The organism is Blautia sp. OM06-15AC, assembly GCF_003481425.1.
In the GTDB taxonomy this organism is placed as follows: Bacteria; Bacillota; Clostridia; order Lachnospirales; family Lachnospiraceae; genus Fusicatenibacter; species Fusicatenibacter saccharivorans.
The window spans coordinates 16727-35418 of sequence record NZ_QULD01000004.1 but is presented as its reverse complement, the minus strand read 5'-3'; the positions used below and the strand labels follow the sequence as shown (position 1 = coordinate 35418).

Genomic DNA, 18692 nt, shown 5'->3' with positions numbered 1-18692 from the left:
GACATGCGTCTGCCTTTTTTCTGTGCGTCTGGCAGAGTATGTGTCGGTGACAAAGCAGAAAACAGGAACTCTTCTTTGGGACTCGATTGTGCCGTCAAAATATGGTATACTGCAAAAAGGATCAAAAAGCGGATATTGATATTTCACGGGAGGGGAAGAAGATGAAAAATGCACCGGCTTATGTGAAGGTTTACAGCAGACTGAAAAACGAGATCAATAAGGGAACATATCCTGTCGGGGGATTTCTGCCGAAGGAGTGTGAACTGGAGAAAATCTATCAGGTCAGCCGTACTACGGTACGGAATGCAGTAAAGATGCTGGTGCAGGAGGGACTGGTTGAGGTTCGCCAGGGTTCTGGAACGAGGGTGCTGAATCATAAGGCAATTCAGAATTATAACAAGGTCACATCGGTCACGGAATCCCTGATGAAAAAAGGATATCGGGTAACGACGTCAGATATGATGATCGACATCATTTCGGCGGACAAACAGCTCGCCGATGAACTGGAAATTCCGGAGGGAACCAGCGTGGCGAGGATTCAGCGGCTGCAGCTTGCGGATGAAGAGCCTGTTACGCTGATGGAAAATTATATCGAATATGCGAAAGTCCCTGGCATCGAGGCGTATGAGAATCAGTTTGTAGCGCTGTATCAGTTTCTGGAGGAGAAATTCGGCTTGCAGATTGATGAGACACGAGACAGAATTTCAGCGAAATCCGCGACCTTTATGGAAGCCCAGGTTCTGAAAACGGAGCCGAAGGATGCGCTTCTTGTGGTGCACAGAGTCACCTACTGGCAGAACCGGCCGGTGAGCATTGACCACGTGCGGATCATCGGAAGCAAGTACGAGGTGGAGATTTCGGGAAAAGGACGGAGTAAATGAGCGATGAGACAGAAGAACAGAAGAAACTGATGCGGCAGATTGATATCAGCTGTGTACAGGCATTTCATACAATGGATGAAATTGATGCGATGGTGGAGCTGGCAAAGAAATATCGTCTGGCTGCTGTGTTTACCTTGCCGGCGTTCAGCGCCCATGTGGCAGAACGGCTGCAGGACACCAGAGAAATCCATGCGGGAGGCGTGGTAAGCTTTCCGGGCGGCGGAGATACGACCGGACAGAAGAAGTGGCAGGCAAAAGAACTGTGGGAGGCTGGCTGCCGGGAAATCGACATGGTGATGAATCTTACGGCATTCAGAAGCCACGAATTTTCTTATGTAAAAGAAGAACTTCTGGCCATCCGGGAGCAGGTGCCTTCGGCGATTTTTAAGGTGATCATCGAGGCACCGCAGCTGACGGAGCAGGAAATCTGCCAGGCAGTGGATCTGTGTGTGGAAGGCCGTGCGGATTATGTAAAGACGAGCACCGGATGGTATCCCGGCTGTCCTTCCACCGTGGAGCAGGTTCGAATCATGAGCCGTGAAGCCGCCGGTCGCATTCAGATCAAGGCCGCCGGTGGAATCCGCAGTCTGGAAACTATACAGGAAATGCAGAAAGCCGGCTGTAGCCGTTTCGGTATGGGAATGCGGTCGGTACAGAATTTGATAAAAAGTATCTATAAGTAATCTATTGTGCAAAAGCTATAAAAAAGTCACGGAATATTCTACGATATTCCGTGACTTTTCTGTTGAATTAGTAACCTATTAGTGATATATTCGAATCATAGGAATCGATAAATCATTAACAATCTGAAAGGAGAGCAAAAGATATGAAAGGTTATGCAATGCTGAAAATCGGTGAATCCGGATGGATCGAGAAAGAACGCCCGAAATGCGGGCCGATGGATGCCATTTGCCGTCCACTGGCAGTTGCCATCTGCACATCAGATGTCCACACTTTATGGGAAGGGGCCATCGGTGACCGTCATAACATGATTCTGGGCCATGAGTGCTGTGCAGAGGTTGTGGAAGTCGGAGAGCTCGTAAAAGATTTCAAACCGGGAGACCGGGTTCTTGTGCCGGCCATCACTCCGGACTGGAATTCTCTGGAAGCACAGGCTGGTTATTCCATGCACTCCGGCGGAATGCTGGCAGGCTGGAAATTCTCCAACTTCAAAGATGGTGTCTTTTCTGAATTCTTTCATGTAAATGATGCCGATGGAAACCTTGCGCTGCTTCCGAAAAACATCAATGTTGTCGACGCGTGCATGCTTTCCGATATGGTGCCGACCGGATTCCACGGCGTAGAGCTTGCCGATGTACAGTTTGGTGATACAGTTCTTGTCATCGGAATCGGACCAGTTGGTCTGATGTCGGTAGCCGGAACGAATATGCGCGGCGCATCGAGAATCATTGCTGTCGGAACGAGACCGGTCTGCGTAGAAGCGGCAAAAAAATACGGCGCAACGGATTTTGTCAGCTACAAGAACGGACCGATTTTCCAGCAGGTACTTGATATGACAGATGGAAAAGGTGTTGATAAAGTAGTCATCGCCGGCGGTGGTGTAGAAACCTTTGCAGAAGCAGTAAAATGCCTGAAACCGGGCGGAAAGATCGGAAATGTAAACTATCTTGGATCCGGTGACAACATTGATATTCCGCGTGTAGAGTGGGGCGTTGGAATGGGTCACAAACAGATTAACGGAGGCCTGATGCCTGGCGGAAGACTCCGCATGGAAAAACTGGGAGCTCTTGTTTCGGCAGGCAAGCTGGATGTCAGCCCGCTGTCCACACATGTGTTTGATGGATGGGATCATCTGGAAGAAGCACTGTTCCTCATGAGAGATAAACCGAAGGATTTAATCAAACCAGTCGTTAAATTGGCTGACTGATGATTTGAAAATTTGACTGAAAAAGGAAACGTATGAAAATATTGATCGTATCCGGCTTTTTGGGCGCGGGAAAAACAACATTTATCAAACGGCTGGCCAGGAACGTCGATCAGCGGTTTGCCATACTGGAAAATGAATATGGAGCCGCAGGAATCGACGGCGCACGTCTTGGCCAGAACCGGCAAGGAACGCAGAAAAATGTATGGGAAATGACAGAGCAGTGCATCTGCTGCATCGGGAAAAAGGATTTTGCAGCATCCGTGCTGACCATTGCCAATGTGGTAGACCCGGAATACCTGATCGTAGAACCGACAGGCGTCGGAAGTCTCGCCCGGATTATAGAAAATCTGCGTCAGATCGAGTACGAGAGAATTCAGCTTCTCTCGCCGGTCACTATTGTGGATGTTTACAGTTACCGCCGCTATATGGCGGAATATCCCGAGCTGTATCAGGATCAGATCCGAAGCGCGGATACGATCATTGTTTCCAAAACAGAAGCATGCCAGGCGGAAGAAAAACAGCGCATCCAGAAATTTCTGCAGGAAATTAACCCGCAGGCAAAAATCATCACGGATTATGCATCCACGATGACACGGGAAGATTACCAGAGCCTGCTGCTGGGCGGCCGATATGAGAAAGAAGTACAGGATACGCAGAGCGGCGAAAAGATGCCGGAGACCTTCTCCTTCGAAAATATCCGAATGGAGGCACCGGAAACCCTGTGGTGTTTTCTGGAACAGATCATTCGCGGAGCGTTTGGAAATATCATCCGTGCAAAAGGACAGTTCGCAGCCGGAGACCAGTTTCTCCAATTTGATGTCGCCGATCACCGCTACAGCATCACCGGCACAGAACAGAAAAACGCCGGCCAGGCTGTGTTTATCGGAAACGATATGAACGAAAATGCGATCCGGCAGTATTTTAAGAAATGCGCCGGAAACCAGAAAATGAAATATGCTGCCCGTCATGTATCATAAAGTAAATAGGAAAAAGAGATTGCGGAGTCCTGCCAAAACAGGGTTTCGCAATTTTGGTTTTTACAGAAAGATTCAACTGAAAAACGAAGGATAGGCAAAAACGAAAAATTACGCTAAAATAAACATACAAGTATTTCAAATAAAACAAAAGAAAAATCAGGGGGGATCTGATATGGAGGAACAGAAAAGAAGACGGGAAAGAAAATCAGCGGCATACTGGTTGAGCAAAAGCTCGATTTTATATCCGATCTGTATCTTGTATGTGATGTATGTGAAACAGGTTGAGGTATATATTACAGAATGTTCCGTCCATATTTCGTCGGGGACAATGCTTTTTGCCTATGCGCTGTGCCTGATTTTGTGGCTGGCCTCACCCATTCGAAGCTACTGCGCAGATGGAACTGCAAATGAAGTTTTATTCTATACATTTCCGCCGAGCATACTGATGCTGTTTTTATTTGCCCAATATTCACTGAAAATTGTGTTGTTTCTTGCAGTGCTGGATGGGATATTTCTTGTTACGGTTTTAAGAGATTTACATAGAAAAAAACGAAAATATTCTCCGAAAAAATTCTGGAGATTAAAAAGAAGTGACTTAAACGCATTTCTGTTTGTTTCAGTATGCGTGAGTATGGTACCGACTTGTATGATGATATATTGGAAGCTTGAGTCTCCGTCCGGAGTGGCAGAACTTTACGAACGAAAAAAGGACTATAATCTCGTCCAGAATCAGGAGAACATTTTTCAGGAAAATAAAGAATTTCTGCTGAGCTTAAAGGAGAGCGAATGGAGGCAAAAAACACTGGAAGAAAGAACAATTGCAGCGCAGAAGATGGTACGGCTTGAAACAGAACGACTTGGAATTCCCGAAATTCCGCTGTATGTGAAAGAGACAGGATCATCGAATTGCGTTGCATTATATAATAATGAAGAGAACGAAATATGGTATGCTCCAGAGCATTTAACATCTCAGACAGCAGAAGAATTTTTTACGGGAATTTGCGAAGAATGTTATCATGGAATGGAGTATTATCTGCTGGAGCGAATGGACTGGAATTCGGAAATGGCGAATACTGCTTATTTTGAAGAAATGAGGAAGTGGAAACTAAATGATAATCGCTACATATCTGGACGCGACGAGGGCGATTCGTTTGAAGCATATCAATCACAGCCGCTGGAAGCATCTGCCAAAAAGTATGCCAGTTCCGAAACAGAGGCACTGATTCATTTTATTGCTGTGTACGGCGATGAATAAAAATCTTTTAGGGGGGGAGGGAGAAAAGGAGCGTCGGGAAAAATAAAAAAAATTAGCACTCACCTCTTGATAATGGAAGTCGATTTTTGTCCTGTCTTGTGTATCCTAGAAGTTCCTGTTTTACAGGCTTTCCGGGGTATCAGTCATTTTGTCTGGTATTGTAAAGCAGTGTCAGATTTGTCGTAAATGTCGTAAATTTGTGGTCAAAAAATGATGAGAAATGGAGAGTGCTAATAAAATGAAATTAACGTATACAAATGTAAATGGATATCTGATCCCGAATCTCACCTATAAATCCGGTGAGCAGATGGAGCAACTGGGCAAGTATGGTTTTCTTCGCAGAGATTATCTGAAGAACCATCGAAATTCAACTTATCAGATGATGCTTTTGCAGGATACGATAGGTGAGCATCTGCTGGAAGTGGACAAGGCAGCCAGAGAACGGGAAGAAATTATTCTGAAACAGTTGGAAGAAAAAGATCCATTGCCGGATAAGGAGAAAGATCAAATGGCATGGGTAAGGGCTGCCAATCAGCATAGAGCGATTGCAGAAGAGATTATTTTGAATGAACTGATCTATGTTTAACAAAGTTTAAGCTTGTGACTGAGGATTGAACAGGTAATAGGACAGATTAAAAATTCATTGAAAAAAAGAATAAAATGATTAGAGAAGGCGTGAGTGATAGAGATATTACTTACGCTTTTTCTTATGAACTGGAAAGGAGGATAGGAGCATGGCACAGATTTTTCGTGTAGAGAAAACTAAGAATTTTACGATAATGAGTAATCACCATTTCAAGAATAAGAATCTGACATTAAAAGCGAAAGGTCTATTGTCACTGATGTTAAGTTTACCAGATGACTGGAATTACAATATGCAAGGACTGGCAACACTGAGCAGAGATGGGATTGATTCTGTTCGTTCTGCAATTAAGGAATTAGAGCATCATGGATATGTGGAACGCCATAGATTGCGTAATGAATATGGCTTTTATGGCGATACCGAATATATTATCCGGGAAGTTCCATTAGGAGAAGAAAATGATTAAGCGAAGGAGAAAATGCCTAATGGTGGATAGTCCGATTTTGGACAATCAGGTCATAGGAAATTCCTATCTCCGGACATCAGAAAATAGGAAAACCAGATATGGTAAATCCAATATTGGACAAACCGTTGCTATTAATAATCCATGTTATCAAATATGAATTATTAAAGAACCAGTAAATAAAATATCCATCTTATCAATTCACGTAAGTATTAATAGGATTGGATAAGAAAAGAAAGAATGAGGTATGATTATGAGAATGATGAAAAATAACAGAAATGAAACAATTATGGTGATCGGGATTGATCATGGTTATGGAAACATGAAAACAGCTACCAGATGCTTTCCATCCGGTGTAGCCAGATATGACAAGGAGCCAATCTTCCAGAATAATCTTCTTGTTTACAATGGCATGTATTACCAGATAGGAGAGGAACACAAGGAGTTTTGTGCAGAAAAAACGCAGGACGAGGATTATTATGTGCTGACACTGGCGGCTATCGCAAGGGAACTGGATGGGAAAGGAATGAATCAGGCAAAGGTACACATTGCAGCCGGACTTCCGCTTACCTGGGTAGCTACACAGAAAGAAGACTTTCAGAAATATCTTCTCCAGAATGAATGTGTAGATTTTACATTCCGTAATAAAGAATATCATGTGGAGTTTGCAGGTGCTGATATTTACCCACAGGGATTTGCAGCAGCCTTTTACCGTTTACAGGATTTCAAAGGAATCAACATGCTTGTGGATATTGGAAACGGAACTATGAACATCATGTATATCAACAATTCCCGTCCATTAGAGAAGAAATGCTTTACAGAGAAATATGGAACGCATCAGTGTGTGCTTGCAGTCAGGGAATCCATGCTGAAAGAACTTGGAACAGTGGTGGACGATCTGGTGATTGAGCAGGTGATCCGTACCGGGACAGCAGATATTGGTGAGAAATATCTGACAGTCATTCGTAAAGCTGCCGGAGATTATACGAAAGAAATCTTTCATAAGCTGAGAGAACGGGAATATAATCCAGAACTGATGCGTCTGTATGTGGTCGGCGGTGGCGGTTGTATGATCCAGAATTTTGGAGAATATGACAAGAGCCGGGTGACAATTGTACGGAACATCTGTGCCACAGCGAAAGGCTATGAAGCAATGACCGTAAGGAAAATCCAGAGAAACGGAGGGATGCTTGTATGAGAAAAGAACGGAAAATCATCAACACAAATATTCGTTTGAATCTTTGTGATGAACAGGATAGGCAGGCATGGGAATATTTGCAGACGATGGACAGGGAAAAATATAAATCGTACACCAGAGCAGTTGTAGTTGCTTTAAACGATTATTTTTCCAGAGAGTATAGGAATGAAGCAGATCCGTATCTGGAAACCAGAGAAAAGGAAGATGCTTTTCTGGAAAGAGTGGAAACAGCTGTCCGGGATGGAGTGAAAGAATCTGCCCCGATGGCTATAGCGAAGAATCTGATGGAAATGCTTGTACCGTTTGTAAAAGAATCGGTAGGAGAAATTAATCTGCCAGACAGAACACTAACAATGGAGAAAACGGATGGAGAGATCGCAGAAGATAATCTGGACTGGGAGAAAGAAGCTAATATGGATGCAGCATTGGATTTTGCAGACAGTTTTTAGATAGTTATGAAATAGCAGTAACAGGAAAACAGACTGACAGTAAGGAATAGCTTTACAAAAACAGAATAGCAGAAAAAGACAATGGCAGTGGTTACATTTCAGACATTATGAATTGGAGAAATGTTTATGACTGCTATTTTTATGTCTTTTAGCAGGAATGGAAAGAGATCCAAAAAAAGAAAGACAGAAATAACAGGAAAATACAACAGAAAAGCGTTGGCAGATGGGTGAATGGAACAAGCAAGGCGAAGAAAAGAATAGAGTGCCGGATACGGCACATGATTGTCCGATACTTCGCATCGGAGTGATGCATGAACAGCCAGTTTCAGAAAGAGAAAATCTATCGAAATGGGAGCTTTTCTATTTCTTCCACAGTCTGTCCCTGCACCACAAAACCACCGTCATCTCCATTTTGATCTGATAACGTAGGGTGGAAAATATGGCTTGGTGGGTGTCGGTTCAGTGGTGGGGAGATGACAGGCAAGTTTCGCAAAGTGGCAAGCCACTTTGCACCGGAGACAGCCGTTGGGCTGTTCCTAAACTTGCCAGAGGGCTCTGCCCCTTGAAACCCCGGCACGTCAATGACGTAAGTATTTCTGCGAAATGTCCACCGGACATTCCTACGGAATACTTACTGATTGACTAGGACTCTGTCCTGCACCTGTATAAGAGAGCGTTGCACTCTCTTATAAATCTCCTGCCAATATGCCGCCAGAATGCTGTGGCTGTTAACAAAGAATGAAAATCAAGCAATGAAAGGAGACAAAAGCCTATGAGAAAACGAAATCATACAGTAACCATACGGATGAATAAAGAGGAATACGATTTGTTTCAGAGCAAGGTTAAAGAATCCGGAAGAACACAGCAGGAAGTTGTGATAAAAGCAATCGCAGACTTGAAGATAGCATCGGCAGAGGAAATAGAAGAACTGAAAAGACTGAACCAGATGTTTGCGGATATCCTTTGTCAGCTCCGGGGAGCTACGACAAATATCAACCAGATTGCAAGAAAACTGCATACAGATGGAGAAATCCCAAACGACAGTATGCTGTATTTCCTCAATAAAAATATTCTCAAGTATCGGAAGGAGAGTGAAAGGATATGGCAGTTAATAAGACAATTAATAAGCGGACAAATACACATGGAGCAATGAGAAATTGTATTGAATATGTTTTACGGCAGGACAAGACAAGTGAGCTGCTTACTTATGTAACAGGCCCGTACTGTCACAATGAAATTAATTATGATCTGGTGTACAGAACCTTTTTGGAAGAAAAGAAGATGTGGAATAAAGATACAGGGAGAATGTATGCCCACAACATTATTTCCTGGCATAAGGATGAGCAGATCACCCCGGAGCAGGCATTAGAATTTGGAAAAGAGTTTGCAGAAAATTGGTTCAGTGGATTCCAGACCTTAGTGGCTGTGCATAAGGATAAAGACCATATCCACTGCCATTTGGTTACTAATTCAGTGAGTTATGAAGATGGGAGAAAGCTGCATAACACCAGAAAAGATCTGGAACGTATGAAACAGCTTACCAATCAGATGTGCCGGGAACGAGGACTGACCGTTGCCGAAAAAGGAAAGCATTTTGATGGAAGTCAGATTGAAAAAGGGGAAGTCATTGCATGGAGCAAAGACAAATATAATCTGTTCCGTCAGCAGGTAAAGGATAGCTTTGTAGCGGACTGTGCAATGGCAGTGTTAAAAGCACTGGAAAATTGTATCAGCAAAGAAAAGTTTATAGAAAAAATGAAGCAGTTCGGATGGAACGTAAACTGGACAGAGAAACGGAAGCACATTACTTTTCAGAACCAAGAGGGAAAGAAAGTACGTGACAGTAATCTGTTCAAAACATTTCATTTGGATATCAGCAAGGAGGAACTAGAGAATGAATTTAATGGAAATAGGAAAAAATCCAGAGATATTGAAATCAGAGACAGCAGAGCAGCCGAAGAACTCAGAAATTATTACAGAGAACTTGACACAGCCATCGCAGCTGCCGGAGGAATCACCGATCAAGCTCAAAGTAGAAAGAGATCTTCTAATGCAGAGTTTCGAGAGAGCGAAAGAGTTCATGCGGACACAGAAAAAGCAGATACAGATGCTGGAAGAAGAGAAACAGACAATCTTATCCGACAGGCAGAGATTGCGAGAAGAAGTTCGGAAATCAACCGTAGAAATTCAGTGTCTGACAACCGAATTGTCCGAAACGCAGAAGCTGAATCAATCGCTTCAGCAGAGCAACGACGATCTGAGGAACAGAAACGGTTTGAAGAGCAGGAGCGAGCAAGAGTTGCTCGAAGAAGAAATAAAAGACGTTCGGGACCAGAACTCTAAATTACAGATACAAGTGAACCAATCATCTGTGGAAGCGGTGGAACAGGCACAGCAGAAACAGGAAGAAGCTGAAAAGAAGGTAAGGACAATACAATGTCAATATAACAAATTACAAGAGAATGAAGAAACGATGAAAGAAAAGGCGGATCAGAAAATAAAAAGTCTGAAACAAGAAATGAAAGAAAAAACAAGTTTCTGGCAGATGGTATATATTATTTTTTTAGTATTTGAGATGATAAAAAGCACAGTAGTTCAGAACGATTTATTTGCTTGTATAAAAGTTCCGATAAGAGTTTGGTGTAGGTATGTAGAATGGGTAATCCGTCCATCAGAATTAAATATTTTGGGGGAGAAGGAATATTTTTCAACAGAATGGTCGTGGTGTTTGCGAGTTATGGCAATTGTTATCGTTGTTGGAATTGTAATTGCAGGTGAAATGTTTGTTTTGAAAAAAATAGAACAGTATCGAAGAGTGTGGGATAAATATTCCATACGGCTTATAGTGGTCAGCTTAGAGATGATTATTATATCAGGCGATGCACTAAGAAGATTTATGCCAATAAATCTTGTGGTATTATTTGGAATGATAAATATCGCTGTCATGGAAATAAGAATTTATTGTCGTGGAGCTAATGAAATACATTAAAATCAACGATGGTTATCAAAAACCAAATTTGATTATTGACAATCAAGAAACTAGGTGCTATAGTAAAATTATAGAAAATGATTGTGAATAACCAAAGGAGGAAACAACATTGAATACTTCGATTAAAGAGCTAAAAGAAAGCTTAAAAGTTGAAGAGATTAGTTGGAATATTTTAAACAGGATAAGAGAATTTGGAAATGCTTCTATGTACGGTGGGTTTTGTTTAGCATATGTGGCCTATGTATCCTTAAAAAATAAGATAACAGATATAAACCAGTTAAAAGAATATGTGGAGCTGACTTTTTCACCAGAAAGAGTCAGTTTCATAAAAGAAAATATTGGAAATTTATGGAATGTTGCAATAGAAATTTCAGAAGAATATTCAGAAGCTGCACTTTTAGCGACTGTTTTATGGTGGCAATTACAGGGAAATCGTTTCATGGGAGAATGTGAAACACCACAGAGTGTTGTAAAGCTGGCAAATGAGATTCTTCAGATTTCAAATGATAAGGTGGCAGATTTTTGCAGCGGAATTGGTTCGTTTCTTGTGAGAGCCATAGAAAAGAGTCCAGAATCACAATTTTATGGTACAGAGATTATGCGAGATGTAAAAGAAGTGTCAGCAATCCGTACAGAACTGATATCTGATCGGGTAAAAATTGAGCAAAAATCAGTTTTAAATATAAATGACAATTTGATGTTTGATAAAATATTCTGTGATTATCCGTGGGGGATAAAAGCAAAAGACAGCATTGGAAGTAATGAAGCATTGCAAGTAATATATGATGTGATACCAGAAGTACAGAAGGTGGCAGCAGGAGATTGGATATTTATTATAAATGTCATGAATCACCTTAATAAAAATGGTAAGGCTGTTATTTCGGTAAGTAATGGAGTTACCTGGAATGGTGGAAATAATACAATCATTCGTGAAAAATTTGTTAAACAAGGATTTGTGGAAGCAGTGATTGCTCTTCCGCAAAATTTATATCTGAATACAGGAATTGCATGTTCATTACTGGTGCTAAGCAGAAATAATAAAAATATAAGAATGATAGATGCAACAGAAATGGTATCGGTCGGACGGAGACAGAACATTCTTAGTGATGAAAATATTTCTGAGATTGTTGAATTGTTGAATACTGATGACAAAAATTCAAGATTGATTTCTATTGAAGAGGTAGCGGAAAATGAATATGTTCTTAATCCGTCAAGATATCTTCAACGAGAAACAGTTGTAAAAAATGGTGTGTTTTTTGAAACTGTAATAAAGAATATAACAAGAGGAGCACAAATTAAAGCATCTGTTTTAGATGAAATTGTATCAGATGAACCGACGAACATGCAGTACTTGATGTTGGCAAATTTACAGGATGGAATTATTAGTGACGAACTTCCATATTTAAAAGGAATAGACTCTAAATATGAAAAATATTGTATAAAAAATGGAAGTCTGGTAATTTCCAAAAATGCATCACCGGTGAAAATGGCGATTGTGTCCATACAAGAAGGCAATAAGATTTTGGCAAATGGAAATCTCTATGTTATTGAACTAGATAAAGATAAGATAAATCCTTATTTTTTAAAAGCGTATCTGGAAAGCGAAAGTGGAAAGGCAGCTTTATCCAGAGTTGCAGTAGGGGCCACTTTGTTAAATCTACCGGTGGAAGGATTAAAAAAGGTGATAATTCCGTTGCCAGATTTAGAAAGTCAGAAAAAAATAGCAGATCAATATTATGCGAAGCTAAGTGAGATTAAAGAATTAAAATACAAACTGGAAAAGGCGACAGAAGAATTGGAACATATTTATACGGAGGAAAAATAAATGGACGAGAATAATAAATTTGATGTAGTTGGAACCAACATAGCAGAAAAAGCGACAATGATCTGGAATGTAGCGGATATGCTTAGAGGGCCATTCAAACCGCATGAATATGGTCTGGTAATTCTGCCGATGACAGTAGTAAAAAGATTTCATGACTGTTTATTGCCAACGCATAAAGCGGTACTTGAAAAGTATGAGGAAGTAAAGAAATTTGCAGTTATTGATGGATTTTTGACAACAGCCTCTCAGTATCAGTTTTATAATATCAGCAAATATACATTTGATTCATTGCTTGCTGATCCGGAAAATATTGAAGCAAATTTCAGAGATTATTTAAATGGATTTTCTGCAAATGTCCAGGATGTGTTATCGAAGTTTGATTTTGACAATATTATCCGTAGAATGGTAGAAAGCAATACATTATATCTGGTTATCAAAGAATTCAATTCCCAGAAAGGTTACCTGGGACCGGATAAAATTAGTGCTGTAGATTGTGGCTATATTTTTGAGGATCTGGTAAAGAGATTTTCAGAGTCTTTTGGTGAAGAAGCAGGAGCACATTTTACCAGCAGAGATATCATTTATTTAATGACGGACTTACTTTTATCTGATGCAGATCTGAGTAAGGGTGGAAATGTAACTGTGTATGATATGGCAATGGGAACCTCTCAGATGCTTAGCTGTATGGAAGAAAGAATCCAGGAATTAAATACAGATATTGGAGTTACCTGCTTTGGTCAGGAGTTCAATCCGTCCACGTTTGCGATTGCGAAAGCAGATATGATGATTCGGGGCGGTGATCCGAATAATATGAGGTTCGGTGATACCTTGTCAGAAGATCAGTTTAGCGGTTATCAGTTTCAGTATATTATTTCCAATCCGCCTTTTGGAATCGACTGGAAAAGAGAAAAGGCAGCAGTGGAAGTAGAAGCAAAGAAAGGTGATCTGGGAAGATTTGCACCGGGACTTCCGAAAATATCAGATGGTCAGCAGTTGTTTGTATTAAATGGTCTTTCAAAGCTTGCACCAAATGGGAAAATGGCAATTATTCAGAACGGTTCACCACTGTTTTCAGGAGATGCGGGAAGCGGACCGTCAGAAATCAGAAGATATATTCTTGAAAATGACTGGCTGGATGCAATTGTGCAATTAGGAACCGACATGTTTATGAATACAGGCATCAGTACTTACATTTGGATTTGTTCCAAGGATAAACCGTTGCATAGAACTGGAAAAGTGCAGTTGATAGATGCATCCCATTGTTATGAAGCAAGAAGAAAAAGCATCGGAACAAAAAGAAATGATATTACAGACCAGTGTCGTGAGTTGATTGTAAAGGCATATGGTGCATTTGAAAATGGTGCTGTATATGGAGATAAAAATGGTATTTACTGCCAGAGCAAAATATTTGATACAGAGGAATTTGGATATCAGAAGATTGTCGTAGAACAGCCCCAGAGAGATGAAAGTGGAGAAATTGTATTAAAGAAGGGAAAGCCTGTAGCAGATACATCTCTGCGTGATACAGAAAATGTGCCACTGACAGAAGATATCAAGGAGTATTTTAAGAGAGAAGTATTACCATACGCACCGGAAGCATGGATTGATGAGAAGAAAACAAAAAAAGGATATGAGATTCCAATGACAAGATATTTCTATGAATATCAGGCTCCGGAACCAATGGAAGAAATTGCAGTGCGTTTGCATGAACTGGAACTGGATATTCAGAGCAGTTTGGATGCTTTGTTTGGGGAGGAATGATATGAGTAGAGAGATGAAAGATTCTGGAGTTGAATGGATTGGGGAGATACCGGAAGATTGGAATCTGCAACGTGTAAAAAATGCATTTGTTCGAAAAAAAACAGAAGCACATCAAGAAAATCCAGTTGTTTTATCGCTTGCAAGGGCAGGAGTAAAAGTACGTGATTTATCAAAAAATGAAGGACAAATAGCAGAAAGCTATTACAACTATAATCCTGTAGAATTTGGGGATTTGTTATTGAATCCAATGGATTTATACAGTGGTGCTAATTGTAGTATTTCAATGGTTGAAGGAGTTATTAGTCCAGCTTATATCAATCTTCGTGCAAAAGGTGGCTATAGTTCAAGATTCTATGATTATTACTTTAAAACACAATACTGGTCAATGGCAATGTTCGCACATGGGAAAGGTGTTTCTTTTGAGAATAGATGGACCCTAGGAATTGAAGAATTGTTTAACTATAAAATTCCGGTACCGCTGGAGGACGAGCAAGATAAGATTGCAGATTTCTTGGATGAAAGATGTAAAAAATTAAGGCTTGCGACAGAAAAAGTGCAAAATTCTGTTAAAGAATATCAAAAATTAAAGCAATCTATTATCACTCAGGCTGTTACAAATGGAATTACACCTGGGCGATTAATGAAAGAGAGTGGTGTTAATTGGATAGGAAATATTCCAGAAGATTGGAAAGTTACACAATTACGACATTGTGCAAGTATACGATCTGGAATAACATTAGGAAAAACGTATTCAAAAGATACCGAAGTGTTCGAAATGCCATATTTAAGAGTAGCAAATGTTCAGGATGGTTATGTGGATACGAACGATATGGCTGTTCTTCGAGTAAGTAAAGATGAAATAGAGAAGTATAGTTTATCTGCTGGAGAAGTCCTTATGACAGAAGGTGGAGATAGAGATAAACTGGGACGAGGTTGTGTTTGGGATGGAAGAATTGCACCATGTTTACATCAGAATCACATTTTTGCAGTTAAAGTAAAAGAGAAACTGTTAAATCCATATTATTTGGAATATTTAACAGCTTCATCTGTTGGACGCACTTACTTTGATGTTACTGCGGTGAAAACAACGAATTTAGCATGTACAAGTTCAAGCAAGGTATTAGCATTTACAATTCCTTTGCCAAGTATAGAAGAGCAGAATGAAATTGTAGATTATTTGAAAGAAAAATGCGGCTGCATTGAGACTGCTATTTCTAAGAAAGAGCAGTTCATAAGTGAACTGGAAAATTACAAAAAATCCCTGATTTACGAGTATGTCACTGGAAAGAAGGAGGTGCCGGAATCTTGAGCATAGATGTTACCACAGAGAAACGTTTTGAATCGGACATTGAAGAATTCTTCTTGTCAGCAACAGGCGGATATACACACAATTATGATACATATGATCCGCAGCTTGGCGTATATAAAGATACTTTGCTACGTTTTGTTCAGAAAACACAGCCGAAGGAATGGAAACGCTTTTTATTACAGAACAAAGTAGATCCGGAACGGAAATTCTGTCTTGCGTTCAATAATGCCTGTGATATGGATGGACTTATTTCTGTGTTACGCCATGGTTTCAAGCACAGAGGAATTCCATTTAAAGTCTGCTATTTTAGACCAGAATCAGGTTTGAATCAGACGTCGATGTCTTTATACGAAAAAAATGAGATTACCTGTAACAGGCAATGGTTTTATTCTAAAGATACACATAACTCTGTAGATATGGTTCTGGCTGTGAATGGAATTCCGGTATTTGCATTGGAATTAAAGAATCAGTATACCGGACAGAACGTAGACCATGCAAAGCGTCAGTGGATGTATGGTCGTGATCCACGAGAAATTTGTTTTCAGTTCAATAAAAGAATTTTAGGGTATTTCTGCATCGATCAGTTGGAAGTCTGGATGACAACAAAGTTAGAAGGAAAAAATACATATTTTCTTCCATTCAATCAAGGTTCCAATGGCGCCGGAAAGGATGGTGGAAAAGGAAATCCGGCAAATCCGAATGGCTATCCGACGGCGTACTTCTGGGAGTATGTATTTCAGAAAGACAGTATGATGGATATCATTCAGAAGTTTATCCATTTGCAAATCAAAGAAGAAAAGAAACGTTTGTCGGATGGCACAGAGCAGGTTACGAAAAAGAAAACACTGATATTTCCAAGATATCATCAGTTGGATGTGGTGCGTAAGTTAATTGCAGATGTACGGAAAGAAGGAACGGGGCACAATTATCTGATCCAGCACAGTGCCGGATCTGGAAAATCAAATTCGATTGCCTGGACAGCATATAGACTGGCATCCTTGCATGATGCCAATGATATATCTGTTTTCAGCAGTGTTATTGTAGTGACAGATCGAACTGTGCTAGATGCTCAGCTACAGGAAACGATTTCAGGATTTGACCATACGATAGGTGCAGTAGAAACGATTGATGATAAAAAGAATTCAAAAAATTTGAGAGATGCAATTAATAATGGTGCAAGAATTATTGTAACTACTTTGCAGAAATTTCCGGTGATTTATCAGGAAGTGGATAAGGTTGCCGGAAGAAACTTCGCAATCATTGTTGACGAAGCACATTCTTCACAGACGGGAAGTTCTGCTATGAAATTGAAGGCTGCGCTTGCAGATACAGAGGCAGCATTACGGGAATACGCAGAAATAGAAGGAAAAGCAGAAGATGAAATTGACAGGAATGATAAACTTGTTCAGGAAATGCTGACCCATGGAAAACATCCGAATTTATCATTTTTTGCGTTTACAGCGACTCCGAAACCAGCGACATTAGAGATGTTTGGCAGTCAATGGACAGATGGAAGTTTCCATCCATTTCATATTTATAGCATGAGACAGGCGATTGAAGAAGGATTCATTTTGGATGTTTTGCAGAATTATATGACTTACAGTACCTGTTTCAAAATTGCAAAAGATACACCGGAAAATCCAGAGCTTCCGGAGAGCAGAGCAACAAAGATTATCAAAAAATATGAGAAATTGCATCCATATAATATCAGCCAGAAATCGCAAATTATTGTAGAAACTTTTCGGGAAACGACCAAAAATAAAATTGGTGGAAAAGGGAAAATGATGGTAGTCACAGACTCCAGACTGGCTGCAGTTCGATATTTCCATGAAATTAAACGATATATTCAAGAACGGCATTATGCAGATATGGATATTTTAGCGGCATTTTCCGGTAGCGTGCAGGATGGTGACGAAGAATATACAGAGTCCGGATTAAATGTAAGAAAAGATGGAAGTCATATATCAGAAGGTCAAACAAAGGAAGAGTTTCATGATAACTTTAATGTCCTGGTTGTTGCAGAAAAATATCAGACAGGATTCGATGAGCCTTTGCTACATACTATGATTGTGGACAAAAAACTGAAAAATGTAAAGGCTGTGCAGACATTATCACGTTTGAACCGTACCTGTCCTGGAAAAGTAGATACATTTGTGTTGGATTTCGCAAATAAGAAAGAGGATATTCTAGAAGCATTTCAACCATTTTATCAAGAGACAAGCCTTGAGCAGGAAGTAAATGTGGATTTGATTTACCAGACAGAAAAAGAACTTTTGGATTATGCGATTTATAATGAGAATGATATTAATGCTTTTATAAATGTATGGAATCATCCGGGAAAACAAGATGCAACTGCCATGGGAAAAATGACGAGCGTGTTGAAACCGATAGCAGACAGATACAATTTGAAGAATCCGGAAGAACGGTATCAATTCAGAAGACTGGTAAGAAAGCTGATCCGATGGTACAGCTATATCACACAGGTGGTTCGCATGTTTGATGAAGATATGCATAAGGAATACCTGTTTCTGAGTTATCTGATTGGACTGCTTCCAGAAGAAAAAGAAGAACCAGTTGATCTGGATGGAAAATTGAAACTGGAATATTATAAGCTGCAGAAAACATTCGAAGGTGCAATAACACTGGAGAAAGTTGATGGTCAGTATGTTCCTTCCAAGAAACAGGGAGTACAGGGAAACAGACAGAAAAGCACATTGGATGAAATATTGGACAAGATTAATGAAAAGTATAAAGGGCAGTTTTCAGAAGGTGATCGGGTAATGCTGGGTGCTTTGCATGATAAATTGATTGCAGATGATAAACTGGCAAGCTCGGCTCGCACTTCTGATCCAAGAATATTTACAGAAAGTATTTTTCCATCAGCGTTTGGAAATGCAGCAATGGAAAGCTATATGGAGGCCCAGGACAGTTATGAAGCACTGTTTGAGGACAAAAGCAAGTACGATGCTGTAATGAGTGCGTTAGCAGGGGTGATTTATAGGGAAATGCGTTCTAAAAAGACCGTGGACTACCGGAAAATCGAACGAAATGAACAGGTTCAAATGGTGGCGGAAGAACCAGCTAAATATGGAAAGTAAAAAAGAAACTATGATG

The 18692-nt window shown here is 40.3% G+C and carries 17 protein-coding genes; all 17 read left to right on the top strand.

What is annotated here, in order from left to right; translation table 11 throughout:
• The first annotated feature begins 161 nt into the window (after positions 1–161).
• The 17 genes from DXB83_RS07210 (at position 162) to DXB83_RS07130 (ending at position 18676) form a co-directional block, all read left to right on the top strand.
• Positions 162–881 (top strand): GntR family transcriptional regulator, encoded by a 720-nt coding sequence (locus tag DXB83_RS07210; RefSeq protein ID WP_055220242.1) that lies wholly within the window; start codon positions 162–164, stop codon positions 879–881.
• Positions 878–1564 (top strand): deoxyribose-phosphate aldolase, encoded by a 687-nt coding sequence (deoC, locus tag DXB83_RS07205; RefSeq protein ID WP_118601127.1) that lies wholly within the window; start codon positions 878–880, stop codon positions 1562–1564. The genes DXB83_RS07210 and deoC overlap by 4 nt, the downstream gene beginning before the upstream one ends.
• A gap of 143 nt (positions 1565–1707) precedes the next feature.
• A complete protein-coding gene (locus DXB83_RS07200) occupies positions 1708–2769 on the top strand; it encodes an NAD(P)-dependent alcohol dehydrogenase (RefSeq protein WP_022461674.1) in 1062 nt (353 codons plus the stop codon).
• A gap of 32 nt (positions 2770–2801) precedes the next feature.
• Positions 2802–3746: a CobW family GTP-binding protein gene (locus DXB83_RS07195; RefSeq protein ID WP_117805215.1), complete on the top strand. Its 945-nt coding sequence runs from the start codon at positions 2802–2804 to the stop codon at positions 3744–3746.
• Between the two features lie 172 nt (positions 3747–3918).
• A complete protein-coding gene (locus tag DXB83_RS07190) occupies positions 3919–5001 on the top strand; it encodes a hypothetical protein (protein ID WP_117510090.1) in 1083 nt (360 codons plus the stop codon).
• Between the two features lie 238 nt (positions 5002–5239).
• Positions 5240–5587 (top strand): TnpV protein, encoded by a 348-nt coding sequence (locus DXB83_RS07185; RefSeq protein ID WP_118044996.1) that lies wholly within the window; start codon positions 5240–5242, stop codon positions 5585–5587.
• 148 nt (positions 5588–5735) lie between these two features.
• Positions 5736–6050: a helix-turn-helix domain-containing protein gene (locus DXB83_RS07180; protein ID WP_118044995.1), complete on the top strand. Its 315-nt coding sequence runs from the start codon at positions 5736–5738 to the stop codon at positions 6048–6050.
• Positions 6051–6300: 250 nt separating this feature from the next.
• Entirely contained in the window at positions 6301–7245 is a 945-nt protein-coding gene (locus DXB83_RS07175; protein WP_199696591.1) for a ParM/StbA family protein, read from the top strand.
• Positions 7242–7694: a hypothetical protein gene (locus DXB83_RS07170; RefSeq protein ID WP_118044993.1), complete on the top strand. Its 453-nt coding sequence runs from the start codon at positions 7242–7244 to the stop codon at positions 7692–7694. Before DXB83_RS07175 ends, DXB83_RS07170 begins: the two co-directional genes overlap by 4 nt.
• 223 nt (positions 7695–7917) lie before the next feature.
• A complete protein-coding gene (locus DXB83_RS16660) occupies positions 7918–8115 on the top strand; it encodes a hypothetical protein (protein WP_199696590.1) in 198 nt (65 codons plus the stop codon).
• 351 nt (positions 8116–8466) lie between these two features.
• Positions 8467–8847: a plasmid mobilization protein gene (locus DXB83_RS07160; protein WP_181976076.1), complete on the top strand. Its 381-nt coding sequence runs from the start codon at positions 8467–8469 to the stop codon at positions 8845–8847.
• Positions 8796–10037 carry a relaxase/mobilization nuclease domain-containing protein gene (locus tag DXB83_RS07155; protein WP_181976075.1) on the top strand — a complete coding sequence of 414 codons (1242 nt, stop codon included), beginning with the start codon at positions 8796–8798 and terminating at the stop codon, positions 10035–10037. The genes DXB83_RS07160 and DXB83_RS07155 overlap by 52 nt, the downstream gene beginning before the upstream one ends.
• Positions 9994–10683: a DUF6040 family protein gene (locus DXB83_RS07150; RefSeq protein ID WP_118044992.1), complete on the top strand. Its 690-nt coding sequence runs from the start codon at positions 9994–9996 to the stop codon at positions 10681–10683. Before DXB83_RS07155 ends, DXB83_RS07150 begins: the two co-directional genes overlap by 44 nt.
• Before the next feature lie 109 nt (positions 10684–10792).
• The gene (locus DXB83_RS07145) at positions 10793–12508 is read left to right on the top strand and encodes an N-6 DNA methylase (protein WP_118044991.1); all 1716 of its coding nucleotides are present in this window, start codon (positions 10793–10795) and stop codon (positions 12506–12508) included.
• Positions 12509–14269 (top strand): type I restriction-modification system subunit M, encoded by a 1761-nt coding sequence (locus DXB83_RS07140; protein WP_118044990.1) that lies wholly within the window; start codon positions 12509–12511, stop codon positions 14267–14269.
• A gap of 1 nt (position 14270) precedes the next feature.
• Complete coding sequence (locus DXB83_RS07135; protein ID WP_158581092.1) at positions 14271–15578, top strand: restriction endonuclease subunit S; 1308 nt, start codon at positions 14271–14273, stop codon at positions 15576–15578.
• Positions 15575–18676 (top strand): type I restriction endonuclease subunit R, encoded by a 3102-nt coding sequence (locus tag DXB83_RS07130; RefSeq protein ID WP_118044988.1) that lies wholly within the window; start codon positions 15575–15577, stop codon positions 18674–18676. Before DXB83_RS07135 ends, DXB83_RS07130 begins: the two co-directional genes overlap by 4 nt.
• The last annotated feature ends 16 nt before the right edge of the window (positions 18677–18692 follow it).

What these genes read in the sequence shown, in the direction of transcription:
- DXB83_RS07175 (WP_199696591.1), top strand. Translation starts at nt 6,301, where the DNA reads ATGAGAATGATGAAAAATAACAGAAATGAAACAATTATGGTGATCGGG.
- DXB83_RS07180 (WP_118044995.1), top strand. Translation starts at nt 5,736, where the DNA reads ATGGCACAGATTTTTCGTGTAGAGAAAACTAAGAATTTTACGATAATG.
- DXB83_RS07140 (WP_118044990.1), top strand. Translation starts at nt 12,509, where the DNA reads ATGGACGAGAATAATAAATTTGATGTAGTTGGAACCAACATAGCAGAA.
- deoC (WP_118601127.1), top strand. Translation starts at nt 878, where the DNA reads ATGAGCGATGAGACAGAAGAACAGAAGAAACTGATGCGGCAGATTGAT.
- DXB83_RS16660 (WP_199696590.1), top strand. Translation starts at nt 7,918, where the DNA reads ATGGGTGAATGGAACAAGCAAGGCGAAGAAAAGAATAGAGTGCCGGAT.
- DXB83_RS07185 (WP_118044996.1), top strand. Translation starts at nt 5,240, where the DNA reads ATGAAATTAACGTATACAAATGTAAATGGATATCTGATCCCGAATCTC.
- DXB83_RS07135 (WP_158581092.1), top strand. Translation starts at nt 14,271, where the DNA reads ATGAGTAGAGAGATGAAAGATTCTGGAGTTGAATGGATTGGGGAGATA.
- DXB83_RS07195 (WP_117805215.1), top strand. Translation starts at nt 2,802, where the DNA reads ATGAAAATATTGATCGTATCCGGCTTTTTGGGCGCGGGAAAAACAACA.
- DXB83_RS07210 (WP_055220242.1), top strand. Translation starts at nt 162, where the DNA reads ATGAAAAATGCACCGGCTTATGTGAAGGTTTACAGCAGACTGAAAAAC.
- DXB83_RS07200 (WP_022461674.1), top strand. Translation starts at nt 1,708, where the DNA reads ATGAAAGGTTATGCAATGCTGAAAATCGGTGAATCCGGATGGATCGAG.
- DXB83_RS07190 (WP_117510090.1), top strand. Translation starts at nt 3,919, where the DNA reads ATGGAGGAACAGAAAAGAAGACGGGAAAGAAAATCAGCGGCATACTGG.
- DXB83_RS07160 (WP_181976076.1), top strand. Translation starts at nt 8,467, where the DNA reads ATGAGAAAACGAAATCATACAGTAACCATACGGATGAATAAAGAGGAA.
- DXB83_RS07170 (WP_118044993.1), top strand. Translation starts at nt 7,242, where the DNA reads ATGAGAAAAGAACGGAAAATCATCAACACAAATATTCGTTTGAATCTT.
- DXB83_RS07155 (WP_181976075.1), top strand. Translation starts at nt 8,796, where the DNA reads ATGGCAGTTAATAAGACAATTAATAAGCGGACAAATACACATGGAGCA.